General features: G+C 43.3%; 18 protein-coding genes and 1 pseudogene. 6 read left to right on the forward strand and 13 right to left on the reverse strand.

The annotated features are described in order from the left end of the window. Window positions 1–5: 5 nt before the first annotated feature. The 6 genes from MSKOL_RS08890 to MSKOL_RS08915 all read right to left on the reverse strand — a co-directional run bounded on the left by MSKOL_RS08890 (window position 6) and on the right by MSKOL_RS08915 (window position 6482). Complete coding sequence (locus MSKOL_RS08890) at window positions 6–2357, reverse strand: arylsulfatase (RefSeq protein WP_048155403.1); 2352 nt, start codon at window positions 2355–2357, stop codon at window positions 6–8. 149 nt (window positions 2358–2506) lie between these two features. Then, window positions 2507–2641, reverse strand: coding sequence for a DUF1269 domain-containing protein (locus tag MSKOL_RS19265; RefSeq protein ID WP_082091080.1), 135 nt, complete (start codon window positions 2639–2641; stop codon window positions 2507–2509). A 216-nt stretch (window positions 2642–2857) separates the two neighbouring features. Then, entirely contained in the window at window positions 2858–3958 is a 1101-nt protein-coding gene (locus tag MSKOL_RS08900; RefSeq protein ID WP_048155409.1) for a mechanosensitive ion channel family protein, read from the reverse strand. A 142-nt stretch (window positions 3959–4100) separates the two neighbouring features. Next, a complete protein-coding gene (locus tag MSKOL_RS08905) occupies window positions 4101–5387 on the reverse strand; it encodes a sodium:proton antiporter (RefSeq protein ID WP_048155411.1) in 1287 nt (428 codons plus the stop codon). A gap of 16 nt (window positions 5388–5403) precedes the next feature. After that, window positions 5404–5640: a sulfatase-like hydrolase/transferase gene (locus MSKOL_RS08910; RefSeq protein WP_048120357.1), complete on the reverse strand. Its 237-nt coding sequence runs from the start codon at window positions 5638–5640 to the stop codon at window positions 5404–5406. 335 nt (window positions 5641–5975) lie between these two features. Further along, window positions 5976–6482, reverse strand: a complete 507-nt coding sequence (locus tag MSKOL_RS08915; protein ID WP_048120358.1) for a DUF1269 domain-containing protein — start codon at window positions 6480–6482, stop codon at window positions 5976–5978. Between the two features lie 566 nt (window positions 6483–7048). Between MSKOL_RS08915 and MSKOL_RS08920 the strand changes: the two genes are divergently transcribed. Together MSKOL_RS08920 and MSKOL_RS20060 are read left to right on the forward strand one after the other, a co-directional pair. After that, a complete protein-coding gene (locus MSKOL_RS08920) occupies window positions 7049–7234 on the forward strand; it encodes a hypothetical protein (RefSeq protein WP_197078862.1) in 186 nt (61 codons plus the stop codon). A 38-nt stretch (window positions 7235–7272) separates the two neighbouring features. Then, a pseudogene (locus MSKOL_RS20060) lies at window positions 7273–7401 on the forward strand (IS1 family transposase); the annotation flags it as partial. 32 nt (window positions 7402–7433) lie between these two features. Here the strand turns inward: MSKOL_RS20060 and MSKOL_RS08925 are convergent. The 7 genes from MSKOL_RS08925 to MSKOL_RS08955 form a co-directional block, all read right to left on the reverse strand. Then, the gene (locus MSKOL_RS08925) at window positions 7434–8207 is read right to left on the reverse strand and encodes an ABC transporter ATP-binding protein (protein WP_255351980.1); all 774 of its coding nucleotides are present in this window, start codon (window positions 8205–8207) and stop codon (window positions 7434–7436) included. After that, the gene (locus tag MSKOL_RS08930) at window positions 8204–9280 is read right to left on the reverse strand and encodes an iron ABC transporter permease (protein WP_231592566.1); all 1077 of its coding nucleotides are present in this window, start codon (window positions 9278–9280) and stop codon (window positions 8204–8206) included. Before MSKOL_RS08930 ends, MSKOL_RS08925 begins: the two co-directional genes overlap by 4 nt. Window positions 9281–9446: 166 nt before the next feature. Further along, window positions 9447–10451 (reverse strand): hypothetical protein, encoded by a 1005-nt coding sequence (locus MSKOL_RS08935; RefSeq protein WP_048155420.1) that lies wholly within the window; start codon window positions 10449–10451, stop codon window positions 9447–9449. A gap of 3 nt (window positions 10452–10454) precedes the next feature. Continuing rightward, the gene (locus tag MSKOL_RS08940; RefSeq protein WP_052725395.1) at window positions 10455–11081 is read right to left on the reverse strand and encodes a class I SAM-dependent methyltransferase; all 627 of its coding nucleotides are present in this window, start codon (window positions 11079–11081) and stop codon (window positions 10455–10457) included. After that, window positions 11072–11821, reverse strand: coding sequence for a DUF4198 domain-containing protein (locus MSKOL_RS08945; protein WP_048155425.1), 750 nt, complete (start codon window positions 11819–11821; stop codon window positions 11072–11074). The genes MSKOL_RS08940 and MSKOL_RS08945 overlap by 10 nt, the downstream gene beginning before the upstream one ends. Window positions 11822–11826: 5 nt before the next feature. Next, the gene (locus tag MSKOL_RS08950) at window positions 11827–13161 is read right to left on the reverse strand and encodes an ABC transporter substrate-binding protein (protein ID WP_048155433.1); all 1335 of its coding nucleotides are present in this window, start codon (window positions 13159–13161) and stop codon (window positions 11827–11829) included. A gap of 4 nt (window positions 13162–13165) precedes the next feature. Then, window positions 13166–13771: a cohesin domain-containing protein gene (locus tag MSKOL_RS08955; protein WP_048155436.1), complete on the reverse strand. Its 606-nt coding sequence runs from the start codon at window positions 13769–13771 to the stop codon at window positions 13166–13168. A gap of 436 nt (window positions 13772–14207) precedes the next feature. On the opposite strand from MSKOL_RS08955, the gene MSKOL_RS20065 reads away from it, so the two are divergent. From MSKOL_RS20065 to MSKOL_RS08970, 4 genes are all read left to right on the forward strand, one after another. Beyond that, window positions 14208–14357 carry a hypothetical protein gene (locus tag MSKOL_RS20065; protein ID WP_156151019.1) on the forward strand — a complete coding sequence of 50 codons (150 nt, stop codon included), beginning with the start codon at window positions 14208–14210 and terminating at the stop codon, window positions 14355–14357. 174 nt (window positions 14358–14531) lie between these two features. Then, window positions 14532–16907 (forward strand): HEAT repeat domain-containing protein, encoded by a 2376-nt coding sequence (locus MSKOL_RS08960; protein ID WP_052725396.1) that lies wholly within the window; start codon window positions 14532–14534, stop codon window positions 16905–16907. Between the two features lie 271 nt (window positions 16908–17178). Continuing rightward, a complete protein-coding gene (locus tag MSKOL_RS08965; RefSeq protein ID WP_048158254.1) occupies window positions 17179–18021 on the forward strand; it encodes a fumarate hydratase in 843 nt (280 codons plus the stop codon). Then, on the forward strand, window positions 18021–18596 hold the full coding sequence (locus MSKOL_RS08970) for a FumA C-terminus/TtdB family hydratase beta subunit (RefSeq protein WP_048155439.1): 576 nt from the start codon (window positions 18021–18023) through the stop codon (window positions 18594–18596). The genes MSKOL_RS08965 and MSKOL_RS08970 overlap by 1 nt, the downstream gene beginning before the upstream one ends. Window positions 18597–18688: the final 92 nt, after the last annotated feature.

Below are 18688 nucleotides of genomic sequence, written 5' to 3' on the forward strand. Positions count from 1 at the left end.
TACTTTTACTGCCGTGCCATATGCATACGCGCTTCAGCTTCCTTATCTTCGATAAGCTGGCCGCTTACATCCACGGTCACGCTGTGGATCTTGCCGGTAAACTCAAAAGGCGGCTTGTAGTCAGGTGTGACGGGTGCCCCATGAGCTGCGCCGCAGCTTAACCCGATTAGCCCTAAACTGAGCGGAGTCGTCACAGGTACCTCCGTCTGGCCAACTAACTTCCCATCTATATAGAGCTGAGCCTTTCCCGGTGAGCCCTTGCCACTGGGAACGTCTGGCTTACCGGTCACCTCGAACTCGAAGCGGAGTTGATGCCGCCCGTCAGGAATATCCTCAACGGACTCCACATGATAGAATGCCTTGGCTACGTAGTTGTGTACCCAGTGCAGCTTTCCGCCTTTTACAAAGAATACATAGCCGGCCTCAATATCACCCTGGGAGAGCAGGATTCCTTCTGCGCCTCCTGCAGGAATTTCGACATCGGCTGTGATACTATGCGGACGGTTGAGAACTCGGGGTGCTGCATTTGTGGGAACCACCTGAGTTCCGGGATAATAGGTATAGCTGGTCCGATCTGCTGTAATCTGCGGCCGTTCATCGGCAAAGCGTAGGCTTCCTCGAGAATCTATGGGCAGCACATTGTATTTTCCGGCCTCTTCATACCAGGTTGCTATCATCTCGATCAGCTTGGGCCGATTATCTGCAGCCACATTATGGTTCTCTGCCCAATCCTTCTCTATGTGATAAAGCTCCCAGCTTTTTGCATCCAGTTCGGTTAACATATCTGCCGTGATCGGGTCCCCGAAGAATTTTCCTGACTCTATGAACGATGGGCCAGGCCACGGGCATACGGCACGCCAGCCCCTGTGATACAGTGAGCGGTGCCCCATCATCTCGAAATACTGGGTGTGATGCTTCGTAGGTGCACTGTCATCGTCCAGAGTGTGTGCAAAACTTACGCCTTCAATAGGTGACTGGGTTACACCTTTGATAGCCACCGGAGGTTCAATTCCCAGGCAATCCAGGACTGTAGGTACCATATCGATAGCATGGGCATACTGGGTTCGAACCTCGCCTTTAGCCTTTATCCCCTTAGGCCAGTGGACAATAAAAGGGTCGCTGACGCCGCCGCGGTATGTCTCTCGTTTCCAGCGGCGGAAGGGCGTATTCCCGGCAAAGGTCCATCCCCAGGCATAATGGTTGAAAGTATCCGGGCCCCCAAGTTTATCGAGAACTTCCAGATTCTCCTCCACAGATTCAGGCACGTTATTGAAAAACCTCATCTCACTGACCGATCCTGCAGGGCCACCTTCAGAGCTGGCACCGTTGTCGGAAATTACCATAATCAACGTGTTCTCAAACTCACCAATATCTTTCAGGAACTGAAACAGCCTCCCAATGTGATAATCGGTGTGTTCCAGGAACCCCGCGAAGACCTCCATCATGCGGGCATAGAGCTTCTTTTCTTCAGGAGAGCACTGGTCCCAGGGCTTGACATCCGGGTCATGGCGGGATAGCTCTGCATCTTCTGGGGATATGCCCAGTTCCTTTTGCCGGGCGAACGTTTTCTCCCGGTAAGCATCCCAGCCGTCATCGAATTTGCCTTTGTATTTATCCGCCCATTCTTTAGGGACATGATGAGGCGCATGCATGGCTCCCGGGCAGAAGTACATGAAAAAGGGTTTGGTGGGTGCCACCTGTTTGGCGTCGCAAATGAACTGGATGGCTTTGTCCACTATATCCTCATTCAAAGTGTAACCTTCCTCGGGAGTTTTGGGAGGGTTTACTGGATGATTGTCATAGGTCAGATCAGGGTAATACTGGTGTGTGTCACCTCCTAAAAACCCGTAGTAACGCTCAAAACCCCGTCCCAGAGGCCAGCGTTCATAAGGTCCGGCTGCCGAGATCTGGTCTGCAGCTGTCAGGTGCCATTTGCCGATTGCATAGGTGTTGTAACCATGCTGCAGAAGTATTTCTGACAGAAAACCGTTCTCAAAAGGTATATAGCCGTTATAGCCCGGATAGCCTGTTGAGCCCTCGGTGATACTGGCCATATTGTTCGAATGGTGGTTTCTGCCGGTAAGTATGCACGCACGGCTGGGAGAGCACACTGCGGTTGTATGCATATTGTTGTAAGCAAGGCCTCCCGCAGCCAGGCTGTCCAGGTTTGGTGTCTGGATAGGGCTACCATAGCACCCAAGTTGTCCAAATCCCGTGTCGTCCAGCACAATGAACAGTACATTAGGAGCGCCTTCTTTAGCCCGCAGTGGTTCCGGCCAGGCTGGTTCAGACTGGTCAAACGTGCGCCCGATTACACCTGGAAATGTAGTTCCTGGTTTGTATTCTTTAAGCGACATTTATCCCCCGATTTATTCTGTATTTCCTAAGAAATTTATAAAAATAAGGGTGTGAGAGGAACTGAATTTACCCTGTACTCCCACTCATTTTCGTTTTGAATTTTTTTCTTGACTTAAATAAAAGACAGATTTGTAGCAATGATTTCAAACTAGAACTGTTTCATGGAATCTTCTACTCTATCTCCTATGGCATCGCTAGTCATCAAAAAGAGAGCTGAAGCGCCTTCAATTACTTCGCTGCATACTGACTTTATGAAATTCTCACTGATGCCTGCATGAGTCATGGAACCTGCAATACAGGCTAATTTTTACACTGTCAACCCTCCCCAATAGAACCTCCGATATCTCCCCAGGCTCGGTGTTCAATAAATCACTTTATATAATTATTCTTTTATATATATTATTCTATGCATGTTGACTAATTTTATCGGGTCTGCTGAGGAGGATTATTCTATAAAATTAAAGATGTTCTCTTCTTTCTGCTAATCTTATTTCCTTTTTTAATCCTCGTTTTTTTTGGAAATTGTTAACACATTTCCCTTGTCAGCAAAATGAATAATGACATCAGAAGAAGGCATCGCTATATTTGCATTTATCAGAGCTTTATAAATTGTCGTATTTAATCGATCCTCTGAAACTCTTGTCTCCACGTAATCCTCTATCCAGCATCTGGCTTTGAGCTTCATTCCTGACCCTGTAAACTCGAGTAAGAGGACCTGTATGGGATTTTCATGCATGATCCAGTCTTCGTGCTTCATAGCTTCAATAATCAGGTTTCGTACGTACTCTATATCCGGGCCATAGGATACAACTACATCTATCTCGACACGGTATATCTTATCGGGTATGGAATAATTAGTGATCAAATCCATTCCGATTACAGAATTGGGGATTATTACAAGCCTATTGTCTCTTGTAAGGATACGCGTTGACCTCCACCCGATCTCTACCACATCTCCCCACGTATCGAGTTTTTCGATCCGAACACGGTCTCCGATTCTGAAGGGGCGGTCAATTAAAAGCACAATTCCGGTAATGATATCAGCAAGGGTTGTCTGGGCTGCAAGTCCAATGATTATTCCACCGAGACCGAGAGCTGTAAGTGATGCGGTAAGTGCAGTCCCCGTGATCCCGAAATGTCTCAGGAGTATAACTATAGCTAGAAAACCGAAAACCAGCAGAAATATGTATTGTATGGCGCGAATAATTCGCTGGTCAATTTTTTCCCGATCCCGCAGGGGTACCCTGGATAAGTACCAGTTTGAAGTGATAGATATGAGGCGAATAATTATATAGGCTCCTATACTCCAGTAGAGAAGGAAGAAGAGATCATCCACTAATTTTGAATAGATACCTACAGACTCACTGAACAGCCTTACTGTCGCCTGCATGCCCTGCAGAATAATGTAAAGTAACAGGAGATTTTCCAGAAGGCGAAGAATTCGGTCATCAACTGTTGTTTTTGTCTTTTTAATTGCCGGCCAAAGCAAGCGCTTCAGAACTAATCGGCTTACTATTATGGCTCCTATTGTCAGCACCAGAATAACGGCCAGCCTCAGGAGAATTCTGCCAAGCGGCAGTATCTGTTCAATTTCAACCACTTACATTTCTCCCAGTCCCTAATTGTTTATACTCTGTGACCGGTAATGACCGCTTTTTATTTTCATATTTTGCAGTTCTCCGTGTTAAAATACAGCAGGGCTGCCTTTTTCACACTAATCATTTTCTTTTATAACCAGCTAATCAGATTTGATGGTCCAGGTTATCGGAGCTTATAGAAGGTTCTCCTCCTTTCTTCCTTTCAGGTGCATCAGTAGGCAGCGCCGCTACTATGCGGGAATACCACTCACTTCCAGGGCCTGCTGTAGCTCCCTGGACAAAAACGCTTAGAAAAACAGTCGTGATCACGGCAAGAATTAGAGTTTCACTTCCCCCAATTCCTCCCGTTTCTTCCATAGCAATCAATAACAGAACAACAGATGCGAGACCTCTGGGCCCAAACCAGCCCAGAAAAAGTACGGTCTTAGTATGCAATTTCATGCCTATCAGGGAGATTGCCACAGGTATCATACGGATAAGCGTAAGGCTCAACACCGCATAGATAAATATCGGCCAGCTGATTAAAAAAATTCTTGCAGCCGCTGTAATTCCGAATATGAAAAAAACTGCAAAACTAAGTATGCTTCCTTCAGCTTCTGTAAGGATGATTTCTTCTTCTGTAGCTTTTATTTTACCTGCAGCCTGAGTAATGAGACCACCTGTAAAAGCGGCAATGAACCCACTACCGCCAATGAAGTCTGCTCCAAGCCAGGAAATGACAGCCAGAGACATAAATCCAATTTTGCGGTAAAGCCCCGTCATCCACCCGACTCTTACAGCTTTGCTCGAAAGCCATCCCCCTGCAAGCCCTATAGCTGCGCCCACAAGCACCCCTATACCTATCTGTTCAAACGCCAGGACGATCAAGGTACCTACTGGCCATTTTAGTGCCTCTCCTCTTGCTAGTATCAGAAAAAAGAGAAAGAATGGAATTGCACCCCCGTCATTGAGTCCACTCTCTACGTTAAGTGCCTGCCTGATTTTTGCAGGTACTTTTGTATTGTTAACTATTGCCTGACCAAGTCCTGCATCGGTAGGAGAAAGCATGGCTCCTATAAGACCTGCTTCTGCAAGTGTTATATCTTTTAAAAGAAAAGCGGCAACAATAGCTCCGAAGGCAATTGTTAGCGGCGTTCCAATTATTAGAAGCCGTCCTGGAAGTTTCTCTTCACTCAATAGTGTTTGCAGCTCAATTTTTGAGGCATCCGAGAATAAAGTCAGGACAAGTGCAAGCTCAGCTACACTAAGAACTGGAGTGCTGCTTGAAGAGAAACTCAAAAGGTCAAGTCCTTCTGGGCTGAGCAGCATTCCTGCTGCCACAAAGATCATAGGGGCTGTAACTACAGTACCTGAGATCCTTCGGGAGACAAGGCCAAAGAGAAAGAGCAGCACTGCAAAGGCTATGACAAAATATTCAATTTCTGATGTCATGAAAATTCCTTTTGTTTCAGGTTATGCCATTATGTTGCGTAGTCGATTGTTTTGGAATCTGCTTCTTGATCCTCCGTTGTACAGGCCATGTTGTTTGAATAGTGATTTCGGCCGATTTGTAAATGAGGCCTCCCGCGGCCAGGCTATCCAGGTTTGGTGTCTGGATAGGGTTGCCATAGCACCCAAATTGTCCAAAGCCTGTGTTGTCCAGCACAACGAACAGTACATTTGAAACACTCTTTTTGGCGTGCAATGCTTCGTTCAGGCTGGTTCAGACTGGACAAACGTGAGCCCGATAACTCCTGGAAAAGTAACTCCTGATTTGTATTCTTTGAGTGGCACCCCCTCATTAATTTTAAAATTCTGTTGAAGTAATAAAAATAAGGGGAAACTTATTTGGCATGAAAGTTCTTTCAAGTACTTTCATTTCTTTGTGCCTGTGATTAGAAGAATTTCATATTCGTTTTTTGTTTTTCTCCCCAATTCATCTTATATTGAATTATTTTTATTGAATTATTTTTCTTGCTTTGCAATCGATCCCAGAAATATTTACATTCCCGGGAGAGTGGCTTGCTTGTCTATCAAAATTCAGTATGCAGGTGCTGCTTCTTCTTCGGCAAACGCTTCACGAAGTTTCTCTTCCTCTTCCTTAGACAGGTTGGATGCAATTATCTCAAACTTGAACTGTTTCATGGATTCGAAGACCCTATCCTGTACAGCATCACTGGTCATCAAAAAGAGGGCTGAGGTGCCTTCTGTAACTTTGCTGCGGACAGATCGGATAAAATCATCATTAATCCCAACATCCGCCATTGAACCGGTCAGTGCACCCAGTGTAGCTCCGACGACCAGGCCAAATATGGGGACAAAAAAGATCAGGCCAAATAGCATTCCCCAAAAAGCTCCGCTCAATGCACCCACGCCCGATAAATCAGTCAATTGTTTGGTTTTTGGTTTCTTTTTACCTTCAGGCCAGGTGACTATGGCTGCATCATGCAGGTTGATCAGGTTCTGCTTGCTCAAATCCTTTACCACATCAAGTGCACGTTCTGCACCGTTAGCTGTGTCAAATTTCAGAACTGTTAAAGTTGCCATTCTCAAGCTCCTTTCTGCTTTTAGATTTCTGCTTTCAGATTTCTGCTTTCAGATTTCTGCTTTCAGATTTCTGCTTTCAGATTTATTTCTGGTTATCGTGCCAGCCCGCCAATCAGGATTCTGGAGAAGAGCATCTCAGGTCCACAGTTTCTGGTGAGTATCCAGAGATAATTTATTTTTTCACCCAAAAAACCAGGCATATCAAAAACCAGGCATATGATATTTCCACCTTCAAGCAAACAACTTGCTGAATGGTGACATATGGCTGCCGTTGGTATAATCCAAAAGGAAATTTCGACTCTCCCCCTTATTGAACTGCGATATCCACCCCCAGAATTCGCGGCCCCACAATTGCAATTGTATATTTAGATTTTTATGTATATTAGATTATACATATAATTCTATTTTAGTAGGATTTTAGTAGGTTCGCTGTTCTATAGAATCACAAGTCCATTTAAGTGCTAATATTAATTCCTGAAATCATTCTATTCTCTGGAAACCGTTGCCTTATTTTCATTTGAATACCCCACTAGCTTGCTGCGGCGTGCACCAGCGCAACTTTGATTGTGATAAGCCAGATACTTGACCGGCTGAGCAGGCTAGAAGACAAGTTCCAGGCACATGAAGAGTTAGCTTCCGGACATGGAAAAACTCCACAAGGAACAGCGCTTAAGGATGGGCAAATTTATTCCCTGCTAAAAGATCTGGTCGACCCAGGGGTAGGATGGATATCGTCAAACTGGGACTGGTAAAGGAAGTAATAGTCGACGGACCAAATGTAGATGGATGACTAAGGAACAAAGATGAAAGAGGAATTGAATGTAAAAATACACCTGCAAGAGAGGCAGGAATTGTGGACTCAATATGGACTTTAAAGGGACTGCTGACATTCAGGTGTTTTAAAACATCAAGCGAATAAAGGTGGACCATTTTCTTGCAGATACAGTTTCGTTAACTTGTTGCAGGTTCTAGTGGAATAATATATGGGCCCTCTCCATCGTCTTTCACCAGAGCTCGTACACCATAGACCTCTTTTATATTCTCTACGGTGAGAACTGAAGCAGGTTTCCCAACGGCAAATATTTTGCCCTCTTTCATCATGATTATTCTATCGGCATATCTCGAAGCCAGATTCAAGTCGTGAAGTGCCATGATTGCAGAGATTCCTTTGTTCTTCACGATGTTCTTAATAATCTCCATAACTTCGAGTTGATGCCTTATATCAAGATTACTTGTTGGCTCGTCAAGAAGAAGAACACTTGCTTTCTGTGCAAGCGCCCGTGCGATAAGCACTTTTTGTTGCTGACCTCCGCTAATTTCTTTAACATCTCTCATGGCAAACTCCGTTATACCAAGTAATTCCAGCACTTCAAGTACATTATCCAGGTCTTCTTTACTGCTTTTCCATCCAATGTACGGACGTCTGCCCATAAGAACGGTATCTATAACAGAAGCAGGAAAAACACCTTCCAGACTCTGCGGTACATAGCCCATTTTCCTTGCAATCTCCATTCTACTCATTTTACTGACATTGTGATCGTCCAGTAATATGCTTCCTCTTTTCGGGTTCAGTATATGGTCGATACACCGGATAAGGGTGGATTTTCCGGTACCGTTTGGACCTACAATGCCAAGAACTTCTGCGCGATTTAATTCCATTGACACATTCTCAAGCACAGATATGCTTTTATAAGCAAATTCAACATTGTTTACCTTCAGTTTCACCAGTATTCCCTCTTTCGTTTCATGATCATATACAGAAAAAGTGGAGCGCCCATGAAAGCAGTTATTGCTCCAACAGGGAGAATTATTGGAGCTAAAATTCTTCTTGCTACAAGATCTGCACTGGTCAGCAGTAGTGCACCAAGAAAGCCAGATACCGGAAGAGCAAACCTGTTATCGCCTCCTACTGCAATTCTCGTGAAATGTGGAGCAACCAGACCTATAAATCCTATTGTTCCCGTAAAGCACACAATACATGCAACCAGCAAAGTCGTTATTGACATCAAAATAATCCGGGTACGTTTGACATTTACACCCAGGCTTGCTGCGGTTTCGTCACCGGCAGCCATTAGATTGAGATCAAGCGACTTTATCATGAGCAGGGGGAGGCAGCATGTGAGTACTCCGAGAATAATAGTGATCTTAGGCCAGGAGGACCTATCAAGGTCACCTACTGTCCAGAATACTGCTTCTTTTACAGCCTCAGCTTCGCCAAAGTATTGAAGGATTGTTGTCATTGCAGCAAACAAATACATCATCGCAATGCCAGCCAGAATCATGGTTTCAGGCGTTGCACCTTTTCGGTTTGATAATCCAAGGATTATAAAAGAACATAATAGTGCGAATAGGAAAGCGTTACCTATTACAAGATAATTTCCTCCGGCAACACTTATACCTGTAAGAATTGCAAGAGACGCCCCAAAGCCGGCACCTGAAGATATGCCAAGCGTATAGGGACTTGCAAGCGGGTTTTTGAGTACTGCCTGCGTTACACAGCCTGCAATCCCAAGCCCGAAACCAGCCACTATGCCCATGAATATTCGGGGAAGCCTGAGGTTCCATATACAAACATCGGCAAGCCAACCCGGTTCAAAATAAGCTGGAAATAACCTGTTCAGTATTGAGGAATAAGTCTCCCAGATAGAGAGGTTTGCAGATCCCATAGAGGCGGATATGCCTGATACGAGAATTATTGCGAATAGGAGGAAGAAAATAAAGAAGACCTTTTTTCCGATAAGGTTATTGTACTGGCTTCTAACCTCTTCTTTAGTCAACGTATGCTGTTTCGTCTCCAAAGATACACATCCATTGCATTAGGCAATTTATTGTTTTTTATTCAATTGTTTTCCATTCGATTGTTTTCCATTCGATTGCTTCCCATTCGATTGTTTCCCATTCGATTGCTTCCCATTCAATTATTTTTTATTCAGTAAGTACTGCCTCAAGCATGCTGACAACGGTCTACGGTCTAACCTTCATTAAACCAGCATCAGAACAAGAATTATTAAGATTGTCAATCCCAACCTCAAACCTGCGCTTACTGAGATTATTTTCAGGCTCAGCACCGGCCCGAAAATTCCTGAATAATACGGGAAGCCTGTGCGTAAGGATATATCGAGTACTGACAAGGAAATTACCCGCAAGTAAAGTTTGCAACGCTAATTTAAAATCCGGAACCTTCGCTTCCAGTAGATCTGTAATCGTGACGTATGCAGCAGCTGGACTGGCAATCACCAGCGGAATAGTTGCCAGAGCTTCTGGAGGCAATAGTATCCATTCAAGATTCTGAGATACTGTATCGAATATTCCAGGATCTATGAGGACAAATACAAAAATGCTTACTGGAAAGGCAAAAAGTACAATTCGTTTTAAAAGGCTCACCGAATTGAGTACGCTTTGCTTGAGGGTGGCTCTAAAAACTATTTTTGGACTCTTGTTTTCAAAAACAAATTTCTGGCTCTTGTTTTTAGAAACAAATTCGCAGTCTTTCCTGGATAAACATTCTTTCCGGACTAAAAATGCTATGCCAGCAGTAAACGCAAGAAGAGCTACTATTGTACTATTCAGTATGAATAAAGATATATATGCAATGCCCACTACTCCCAGGAAAAATATAATTATTGGGGAGATATAAACAAGGATTTCGTAAATGGTCTGCGGAAACCAGGTTGCAACGGTTGTCAATGAAGTCTCTTTCCGGTTTATTTTTCCTTTCCCGTCATTCCCTTCCCCGTAAAATTCCGAAATCATCGCTACTGCTGTGATTGGAGAACCAAGAGCTGTCATAAGCGCAATTCCCGAATGGAAAGTGAAATGTGCTCTGTGCAGTGTCGGTTTCATTACCGAAAATAATCGACCAAATATCCCGAACTCAACTGTGGTACTCGCCATCAGTATGCCAGCAACCGTGAAAGGGAAGACAGATATCCAGAGTTCAACAGCACGAACCACCGAAGCGATTACCATGGCTTATGCTTTCTCTCCTTCTACAAGCGTCATTTTATTGAACACTTTGACAGACACGTTTACAAGCCCTGCCGCTTCAAACATGCTGATAATCTCTCCAGGGTCAGCACCATTGTAAAAGGGCAATTCTTTTCCTATCTCCTCTCCAAAGTGATGGTTTCCGGGATGAGAATGTCTAGCCGGAATGTCTGTCAGCACTTTGCCCCCGGACTTTGTCACTCTCGCCCATTCTTTAAATGCAGAAGCCGGGTTTGCCAGAGTCCAGATCAGGTGTCTACTGACAACCGCATCGAACTTCTCAGCTTCAAATGAGAGATTTTCGGCATCTTCCACAACAAAATTTACGGAACTACCGACTATCTCCATTTTCTTTTTTGCTTTTTCCAGTTTACTCTGTGCCCAGTCTGCACCTGTGACATCATAACCCAGCTCTGTCAGCAGCAGAGCTAAAAATCCGGTGCCTGTTCCCATATCCAGAATTTTCAGTTTCTGTTCGGTTCCCAGGATCTGGGTGATCGCTTCTGTCCAGAGTTCCTTTTCTTCTTCAGAGTGAACTCCATGTGCTGCAATGGCATCGTAATCGTGTTCTGCATTGTCCCACCATTCTCTAATTTGAGGTTTTACTTCCATACGTTCTCACCTATGTCCATAATAGTAAAAGTTGCAGTCATTACCTTTTTGTTATACAGGCCCTTTGCACTTTTTTCAGGGTCCCGGTGTCCAACCTTGAACATCCACTTTCCACTTTTTTCCAGTTCAATCTCAACTACGCCTTCCTGATTGGTTGTCACTTCAATAGGACTATCGCGGTTGTCGATATGTATTCCATAGACGGTCACATCCGGCAGTGGACGCTGGTCATAAAGTACTTTTAACAGGATGTGTTCTCCTACCTTATACCGCCTGTAGCTCAAAGGAATGATCTCCAGTTCGTGCCCGATAATCAGGTCATATTCTGCGTGACAATCCCCTACGGGAATGATGTTTTTTGTATACTGCTGGTAATAATTTGGGCCCTCCAGCCCGGGATGAGGTAAATTGAGGATTCCGCCATCGTACTCTACTCCAATGGTGTGATATCCTTCGCCAGCCGGAGTGAATTGCATCAGTAAGTGATTTTCTGCGACACTGACCTCGACGGCATGATTTTTTCCCCAGGTACTAAAGACTCCAGGAGTTACTTTTTCGGTCTTAACCGCTTTGTCACTTTTCATATTATGTCCAAAGCAAAGGTCACATGCTATGGGATCTCCGAGGGAAAAATTGTGCATACCATACTCAATCCAGATTTCATGCCCACGTACGATATCGGGAAGATCCTCAACAAAAAAAGGTGAAGAGGATTCCTTCTGGAAAGCTTTTTGAATCATGGTTCTCACTCTGGATAAGCCCAGGTTCCTTGAACCTCAATGTTATGGAACTTTTTGAGATACTCTTTGTGAATTTCTTCAGGGTTGATATCCTCAAAAAGCTCAGGGTGCATAGATTTGGCAAAGTAGATACGCCCTATTACCCACCTGGGTCCCCCGATAATGTCCCTATCGATTAAGTAGACCCTGTTATTTTTCACAGCATTTACCTGCTCGAACCCTGGCCTGTTTGAAAGGACTTTTGTCAGCAGAACTTTCATATCCTCTTCTGTCTTTCCAGGACCGCTGTCAAATCCTTTCATTAAATCCGCAAACATAAAGTCAGGATTTTTCTCTATTACCCATTCAGGGTCAACTTCAATGGAAGTGCCTGCCAATCCTGTGGCGATATTGCGCCCGCCTGTTCCTTCAGCCACCTGACCTGCGCTGGGATCGTTCGGAGTTATTGCCTTCCAGTTCTCTTCTCCCCCTGACATATACTCATAGTAGAAAGTCGGCATGCTGTCAGAATTCAGGCTTCTGATTCGTTCGTTTACAAGATTTTCATAGCCCTGCATCCAGTTGAGGAGTTCATTTGCTTCTTTTTCTTTCCCCAGGGCAAAACCCATAGTTGTTAAGTCAGAGTATATTGTTTTCTTGGAGGCAAGCCCCATTACAACAATAGAGGTATTCGGAAGATTTTCGGCTATCTGGTCGGCACTTTCTGCCTGCGAGATAGGTAGCAGGACTATATCGGGCTTAAGAGTCAGAATCATTTCATAATTAACCGATTGGCTGTGCACTGCAACCTCAGGAAGATCCAGAAGCCCAAACTCAGCCATACGCTCATGAAAAGCCTTGTCCACTCCTACAATCATGTCTCCTGTTCCGAGAGCAAGCAAAGTTTCCGTAGTGCGGTAATCCGTGGGGATGATCCTTTTTACAGGCAGAGTTATATTTACTTGCCTGCCAACTCCATCAACAAGTGTAAGCTCTTTTTCTTTTCCAAGATTGATAAGCTCGATTTTAGTTACATCAAGTATGTTAGTACTGTTATCACACGTTGCATCTGCAAACTGCGTTTGGTTTTTGGAGCCCAGAATGATGCTTTCAGTGTACTCCACATCTTTCATATCTATGGTCTTGTCTCCGTTCGCATTTCCAAGAATGCTGAGTGTGACATTCGATACATCTTCAGAGTCAGACAGATTCGCAGAATTAGACACATTTGCAGAAACAGATGAATTTAGGGGATCGGATGCATTTATGGAGTTTGATGCATTTACAGAATCCGATGCAAATGTGGGTAATGTAAGAAGAATCAAACCAATGATCATTCCAACCAGGAACTCTATTTTCATGTTATCACCTCTGTTTACCCCTGGCCAGACAGACAACTGCAGTCAAACCAATCATAGAGAGCTCTGTTTCAAACCCGGGTGTGGCTGTTTGTTTTGTATCTGCTTCTTGTTCTTCCCCTTCTTTTCCGTCATCTTTGGAATCTCCCCAGATGGTATCGATACGTTTAGCTTCTGTGTTTCCTAGCAGTCCGTTGGAAATTATAAGGTCTCCTTTACCATCACTTATCACTTCAAACCCGATTTTGGCCAGTTCTCCAGAACCACTTACGCCGTTGACTCCTTCCAGGTTAAAAATCACTCTGGCAGTCTTGCTGTCAACTGAACGCCATTGCACCGGTATTTCCGTATTCCCGATACTACCGTTTTCGACGCTAACAATTTTCAGGACATCCGGATTGAATACCAGATCAAACTGTCCCGCATCAAGATTTTCAACATTATCGACACTTACAGTTGCATAAACCGTATTTCCCTTCACCAGCTCAGGCATGTTTAAGCTGACAGTTGTCTGCTGCGCCTGGCATGGGACTGCCGCAAACATCAGCAGTACAGCAAAGCAAATCCCGAGGAGGGTTCCTCTCTTCAACTCCGTCCATGAATTTTTTTTCATCCGATCACCCTTGAGCCCTCTAAACACAGGCTGTCTTAATTCGGTCAGAACTCCACAGCTGGATAACAGATTAATTGCCTTGTGTGCTGGAATGGCAAATCATTGAAAGTGTTGCTACACCCAGTAATAATGCTACACTCGATCACAGCTACGAATTTAATGCCATTCCGGTACTTTGGAATAATAGCAGAGGAAGCTGTTTCTTTCCCATAATTTCCATAAAATTGCAGGGACTTTGTTTTTGAGTACTCATACTAATTTCCAAAAAAGTATTAATTATGTAAGATATTAATCTTTCTATTTAATACTAAATTTGTCTTAAATGTTTCTTGAGTAATATTAACTTATTAGTTTTCATATTTTTATTATTACAATTATATGTTAAATTCGGAGTTTTGCAAAGATAAAGCTAAAACAAAAAATTTACGCTCTATTAATGGCGATCATACCTTTTTTCAGGGCCAGTGGTACACCTATCGAGCCAGTAGTACGCCTGTCGAAAGTGGATCTGCAAGTCGGAGACCGCAATATCCGCAGGAAAATTCGAGTAAGAGTGAATCTGGCAAATCGGCTAAAATACGCTTAAAAATGCGGAGCTTAGGTTGAACACTTGCCGGAAAAATCGCAATTTCAGAAGACTTGACATAAAAAGTTTCTTTTCCTGCAGTTGCTTAAAGTATCTATTCTTTACCGAATTTTGAAAAACCAAAAAGGAAAATTTTTAAACACCTACTTAATATGATTTTACGGTGTTTGGCAGTTGGTCGACCAGGAGAAAATTCACAATCAATGTCTAAGTGATGATCCAGAAAAGCGTACAGATGCGTTAAAGCAATTAGAGGAATTCTTCTCTATCATGCCAGATAAACAACAGGCATGGAATGACCTGCATAGACTGACTAATGATGAAGACAGTGATGTGAGGTCTAGTGCTGCCGAAGCTCTTTGTTCTGCGTTTTCTCAAGTGCCAGATAAACAACAGGCATGGAATGATTTAATTAGACTGATCAATGATGAAGACAGTTCTGTGAGGTATAATGCTGCCTCTGTTCTTGGTTCTGCGTTTTCTCAAGTGCCAGATAAACAACAGGCGTGGAATGACTTAATTAGACTGACCTATGATAAAGACATTAATGTGAGGGATAATGCTGCCTTCGCTCTTGGTGATGCGTTTTCTCGAGTGTCAGATAAGCAACAGGCATGGAAGGATTTAATAAAACTGACCAGTGATGATAACAGTGATGTGATGTTTAGTGTTGCCTTAGCTCTTGAATCTGCGTTTCCTCAAGTGCCAGATAAACAACAGGCATGGAATGACTTAATTAGACTGATCAATGATGAAAACCGTGAAGTAAGGTTAGTAGCTGCCTTTGCTCTTAGTTCTGCGTTTCCTCAAGTGCCAGATAAACAACAGGTATGGAATGATTTACATAGACTGACTAATGATGAAGACAGTGATGTGAAGTCTATTGCTGCCGATGCTCTTGGTTCTTCGTTTTCTCAAGTGCCAGATAAGCAACAGGCATGGAATGACCTAATTAGACTGACTAGTGATGATAACAGTGATGTGAGGTATAGGGCTGCCTACGCTCTTGATTCTGCGTTTTTTCAAGTGCCTGATAAGCAACAGGCATGGAATGACCTACATAGACTAACTAATGACGAGAACAGTTATGTAAAGTCTGGTGCTGCCTCTGCTCTTGGTTCTGCGTTTTCTCAAGTGCCAGATAAACAACAGGCATGGAATGACCTACATAGACTGATCAATGATGAAGATAAGTCTGTGAGGTATAGGGCTGCCTCGGCTCTTGGTTCTGCATTTTCTCAAGTGCCAGATAAACAACAGGCATGGAATGATTTACATAGACTAACTAATGATGAAGAGAGTAATGTGAGGTCTAGTGCTGCCTCTGCTCTTGGTTTTGCATTTTCTCAAGTGCCAGATAAACAACAGGCATGGAATGATTTACATAGACTGAACAATGATGAAGACAGGTCTGTGAGATCCTCCTCAAATCATTCTCTTGGAAGAGTTTCAATATTTATGGCTTCTAAGGCGGCAACAGATGAAGATTACAAAAAAGAATTAGAAAAGGCAATAGAGTTTTTCGAAACTGCAGCAAAGGAAGCAATTTACTATAATCCTGCTAAATTTTGTCTCCCTTTTTATCGCTCATTCCATACAATAATTTTCAAAAAACAGGAAGCTAGAGAAGAAGTGAACAAATATCTAGAAGAAGCTAAAGCTGCAATTGAAGACTCAGAAAGCAAGAAACAGCTTTTTGAAGCTGTTGAAAACCTTGCAGAAGCATTAAAAGAAGTCAAGAATTTGGAAACTCTAGACTTACAGGCGATGAAAGGCGAGCTCAATTTTTATAGAAAATACTGTGATCATGCTGCAGAACTAATGAAATGCACTGACGAAAAGGCACCGTTTGCGACAAAAGTTCTGAGAAAAGGGCTACCCATTTTAGACAGAAATCTAAAAGAGCTTATTGAAGAAATTCAAGAGAAAGCAAAAAATACATACAAGCAATCTCAAGGAACCGTCACAGAAAAAATTGCATACTCTGTTTGTAGGGAAGTTCAAAAATGGGAAATGGGTAGTCCAGAAGAAATGACACAAAAGGTAGAGGATATTGCATATGTTTTAAAAAAGAAAATTGGATACGTTTCCGAAAATGAGTATGTTTTGAATAAGATTGAAGCAATGAGATACGAAAGAAATCTTGTAAAACAATATGAAGCCCTACTTTTTGTGATTGAGCAAATTCCTACTATCACAGTGGTTCCTGAAGATGCTGTTATAGAAAATATCAACAAAGTAAGTCAAGAATTAGGAACAAAAGTAGATGGTCTTTCTCAAGAAATGAATGAGATAAGGATTAGCTTAAGCCCTGACATAACGCAAGAAATTGAAATTTCTTCAGGAATTGAAATTGCAGGAACAGGTGCAGCGCTAATAACAACGATTCCTTTGCAAGAAATTTCTTACGCTGAAATTAAAGAAGACTTGCAAAGGATAAAAGGAGAACATATTAGCAAATTGTCTGAGCTCCCAAAAAGATTAGCTAACAAAATTAAAGGTTATTTATTACTGAAAGACAGAGAAGATATTGTTGAGCAGTTAACTTGAAGTGGGTTATTTTTAGTGATCAGTCAACAATATATCTATTGCCTGTTTTACTCACTTCATACCTGAACATAAAAACGGCTTTAATCTACCACTTTCTACCAGACAACTGCACAGTTCCTGAATATGGGCCACTCGATATTTAAACATTAAAAACAAAAAAGCGCCCAGGAATTTATCTCATAAAGTGCTTACTGTGTATCCTGTGCAGGATATATATTCATGCCTGCCCTTTGTTCTAAAGAGTTCATTTCTTCTATACAATGGTGATCTTTTGTCTACAAAAATTAGCCGTGAAAGTTTTATTCGGTCTATCGCAGACCTATTAAGAAAAACGGAAACTGAGCTTCCTGATGATGTAGTAAACGCAATCAGGAAAGCTGAGGTCGCAGAAGAAAATAAGGTTGCAAAATTTCAGCTTCGGGCAATCCTGAAAAATCTTGAAATTGCAAAAAAACACAGGGTTCCCATGTGCCAGGACACAGGCATCATGATCTTTTTTGCGGAAATCGGGAGTGAATTTCAGCCGGGTTTTGACCTTGAGGCTGCAATCAAAGAAGCAGTGGTCCTTGCAACAGCCGAAATTCCTCTCCGGCCGAACGCAGTCGATCCCCTGACCCGAAAGAACAGCGGAAACAATACAGGGGTCGGAATTCCGGATATTCACTGGAAAATCGTTCCCGGAAACCAGTTAAAGATCACAGCTGCTCCTAAAGGTGCAGGTTCGGAAAATATGAGTTCGCTGCGTATGTTTAACCCTACAGAAACCGGAAGCATCAAAAAATTCGTGCTCGAAACCATAGTGAACGCCGGAGGAATGCCCTGCCCTCCACTGACCATCGGCGTTGGGATTGGTGGTTCTTTTGATGCGGCAGCCAGGCTTGCAAAAGAATCCCTTCTTGAGCCTCTTGACGCCCCGATGGAAGGACTGGAAAGAGAAATTTTTGAGTCTGTAAACGCCCTTGGGATAGGCTGTATGGGGCTTGGCGGCAGCACAACTGCCCTTGCAGTGCGCGTGAAAACTGCTCACTGCCACACTGCGTCCCTTCCGGTTGCAGTAAATATCCAGTGCTGGGCGAATCGACATGCTTCGGTTATGTTTGGGGGGGATGAGTAATGGAATATCACCTGAAAACTCCGCTGAAGAAAGAAGATATCGAGAAACTCAATGCCGGAGATATCGTCTATATCTCAGGAGAAATCCTGACAGCCAGGGACGAAGCCCATGCCAGAATTCTTGAAATGGGAGAAAAGAAAGAAGAACTTCCTTTTTCCCTGGAAGGCGCTGTAATCTACCACTGCGGTCCTCTGATGCAGCAAACCGAAAACGGCTGGAAAGTAGTGTCTGCCGGCCCTACGACCAGCGGCAGGATGTCAAAAATGACTCCTCCTCTTCTGAAAGCCCATAACGTTCGGGCAATCATAGGAAAAGGCGGGATGAAAGGCGTAGCTGATGCCTTGAAGAATGGGTCTGTTTATCTTGCTTATACAGGCGGATGTGCAGCTCTTGCCGCAGAGTTAATTAAGGAAGTAAAAGCCGTCCACTGGCTTGACCTTGGAATGCCTGAAGCTGTCTGGGTGCTCAGAGTGGAAGAATTCGGGCCGCTTATTGTAGGGATTGATATAAAAGGAAAGGATATTTTTGCCGAGGTAAGGGAAAAAGCTCAAAAACAGCTTGAAAAGCAAGGATAAATTTTTGAAAGGCTTAAAAACAGAAATAAATTCTTAAAAGGCTTGAAAAATAGAGACAAATTATTAAAAAGCTTGAAAATCAGGGATAAGGA

It is taken from the genome of Methanosarcina sp. Kolksee (assembly GCF_000969945.1).
GTDB lineage: Archaea > Halobacteriota > Methanosarcinia > Methanosarcinales > Methanosarcinaceae > Methanosarcina > Methanosarcina vacuolata.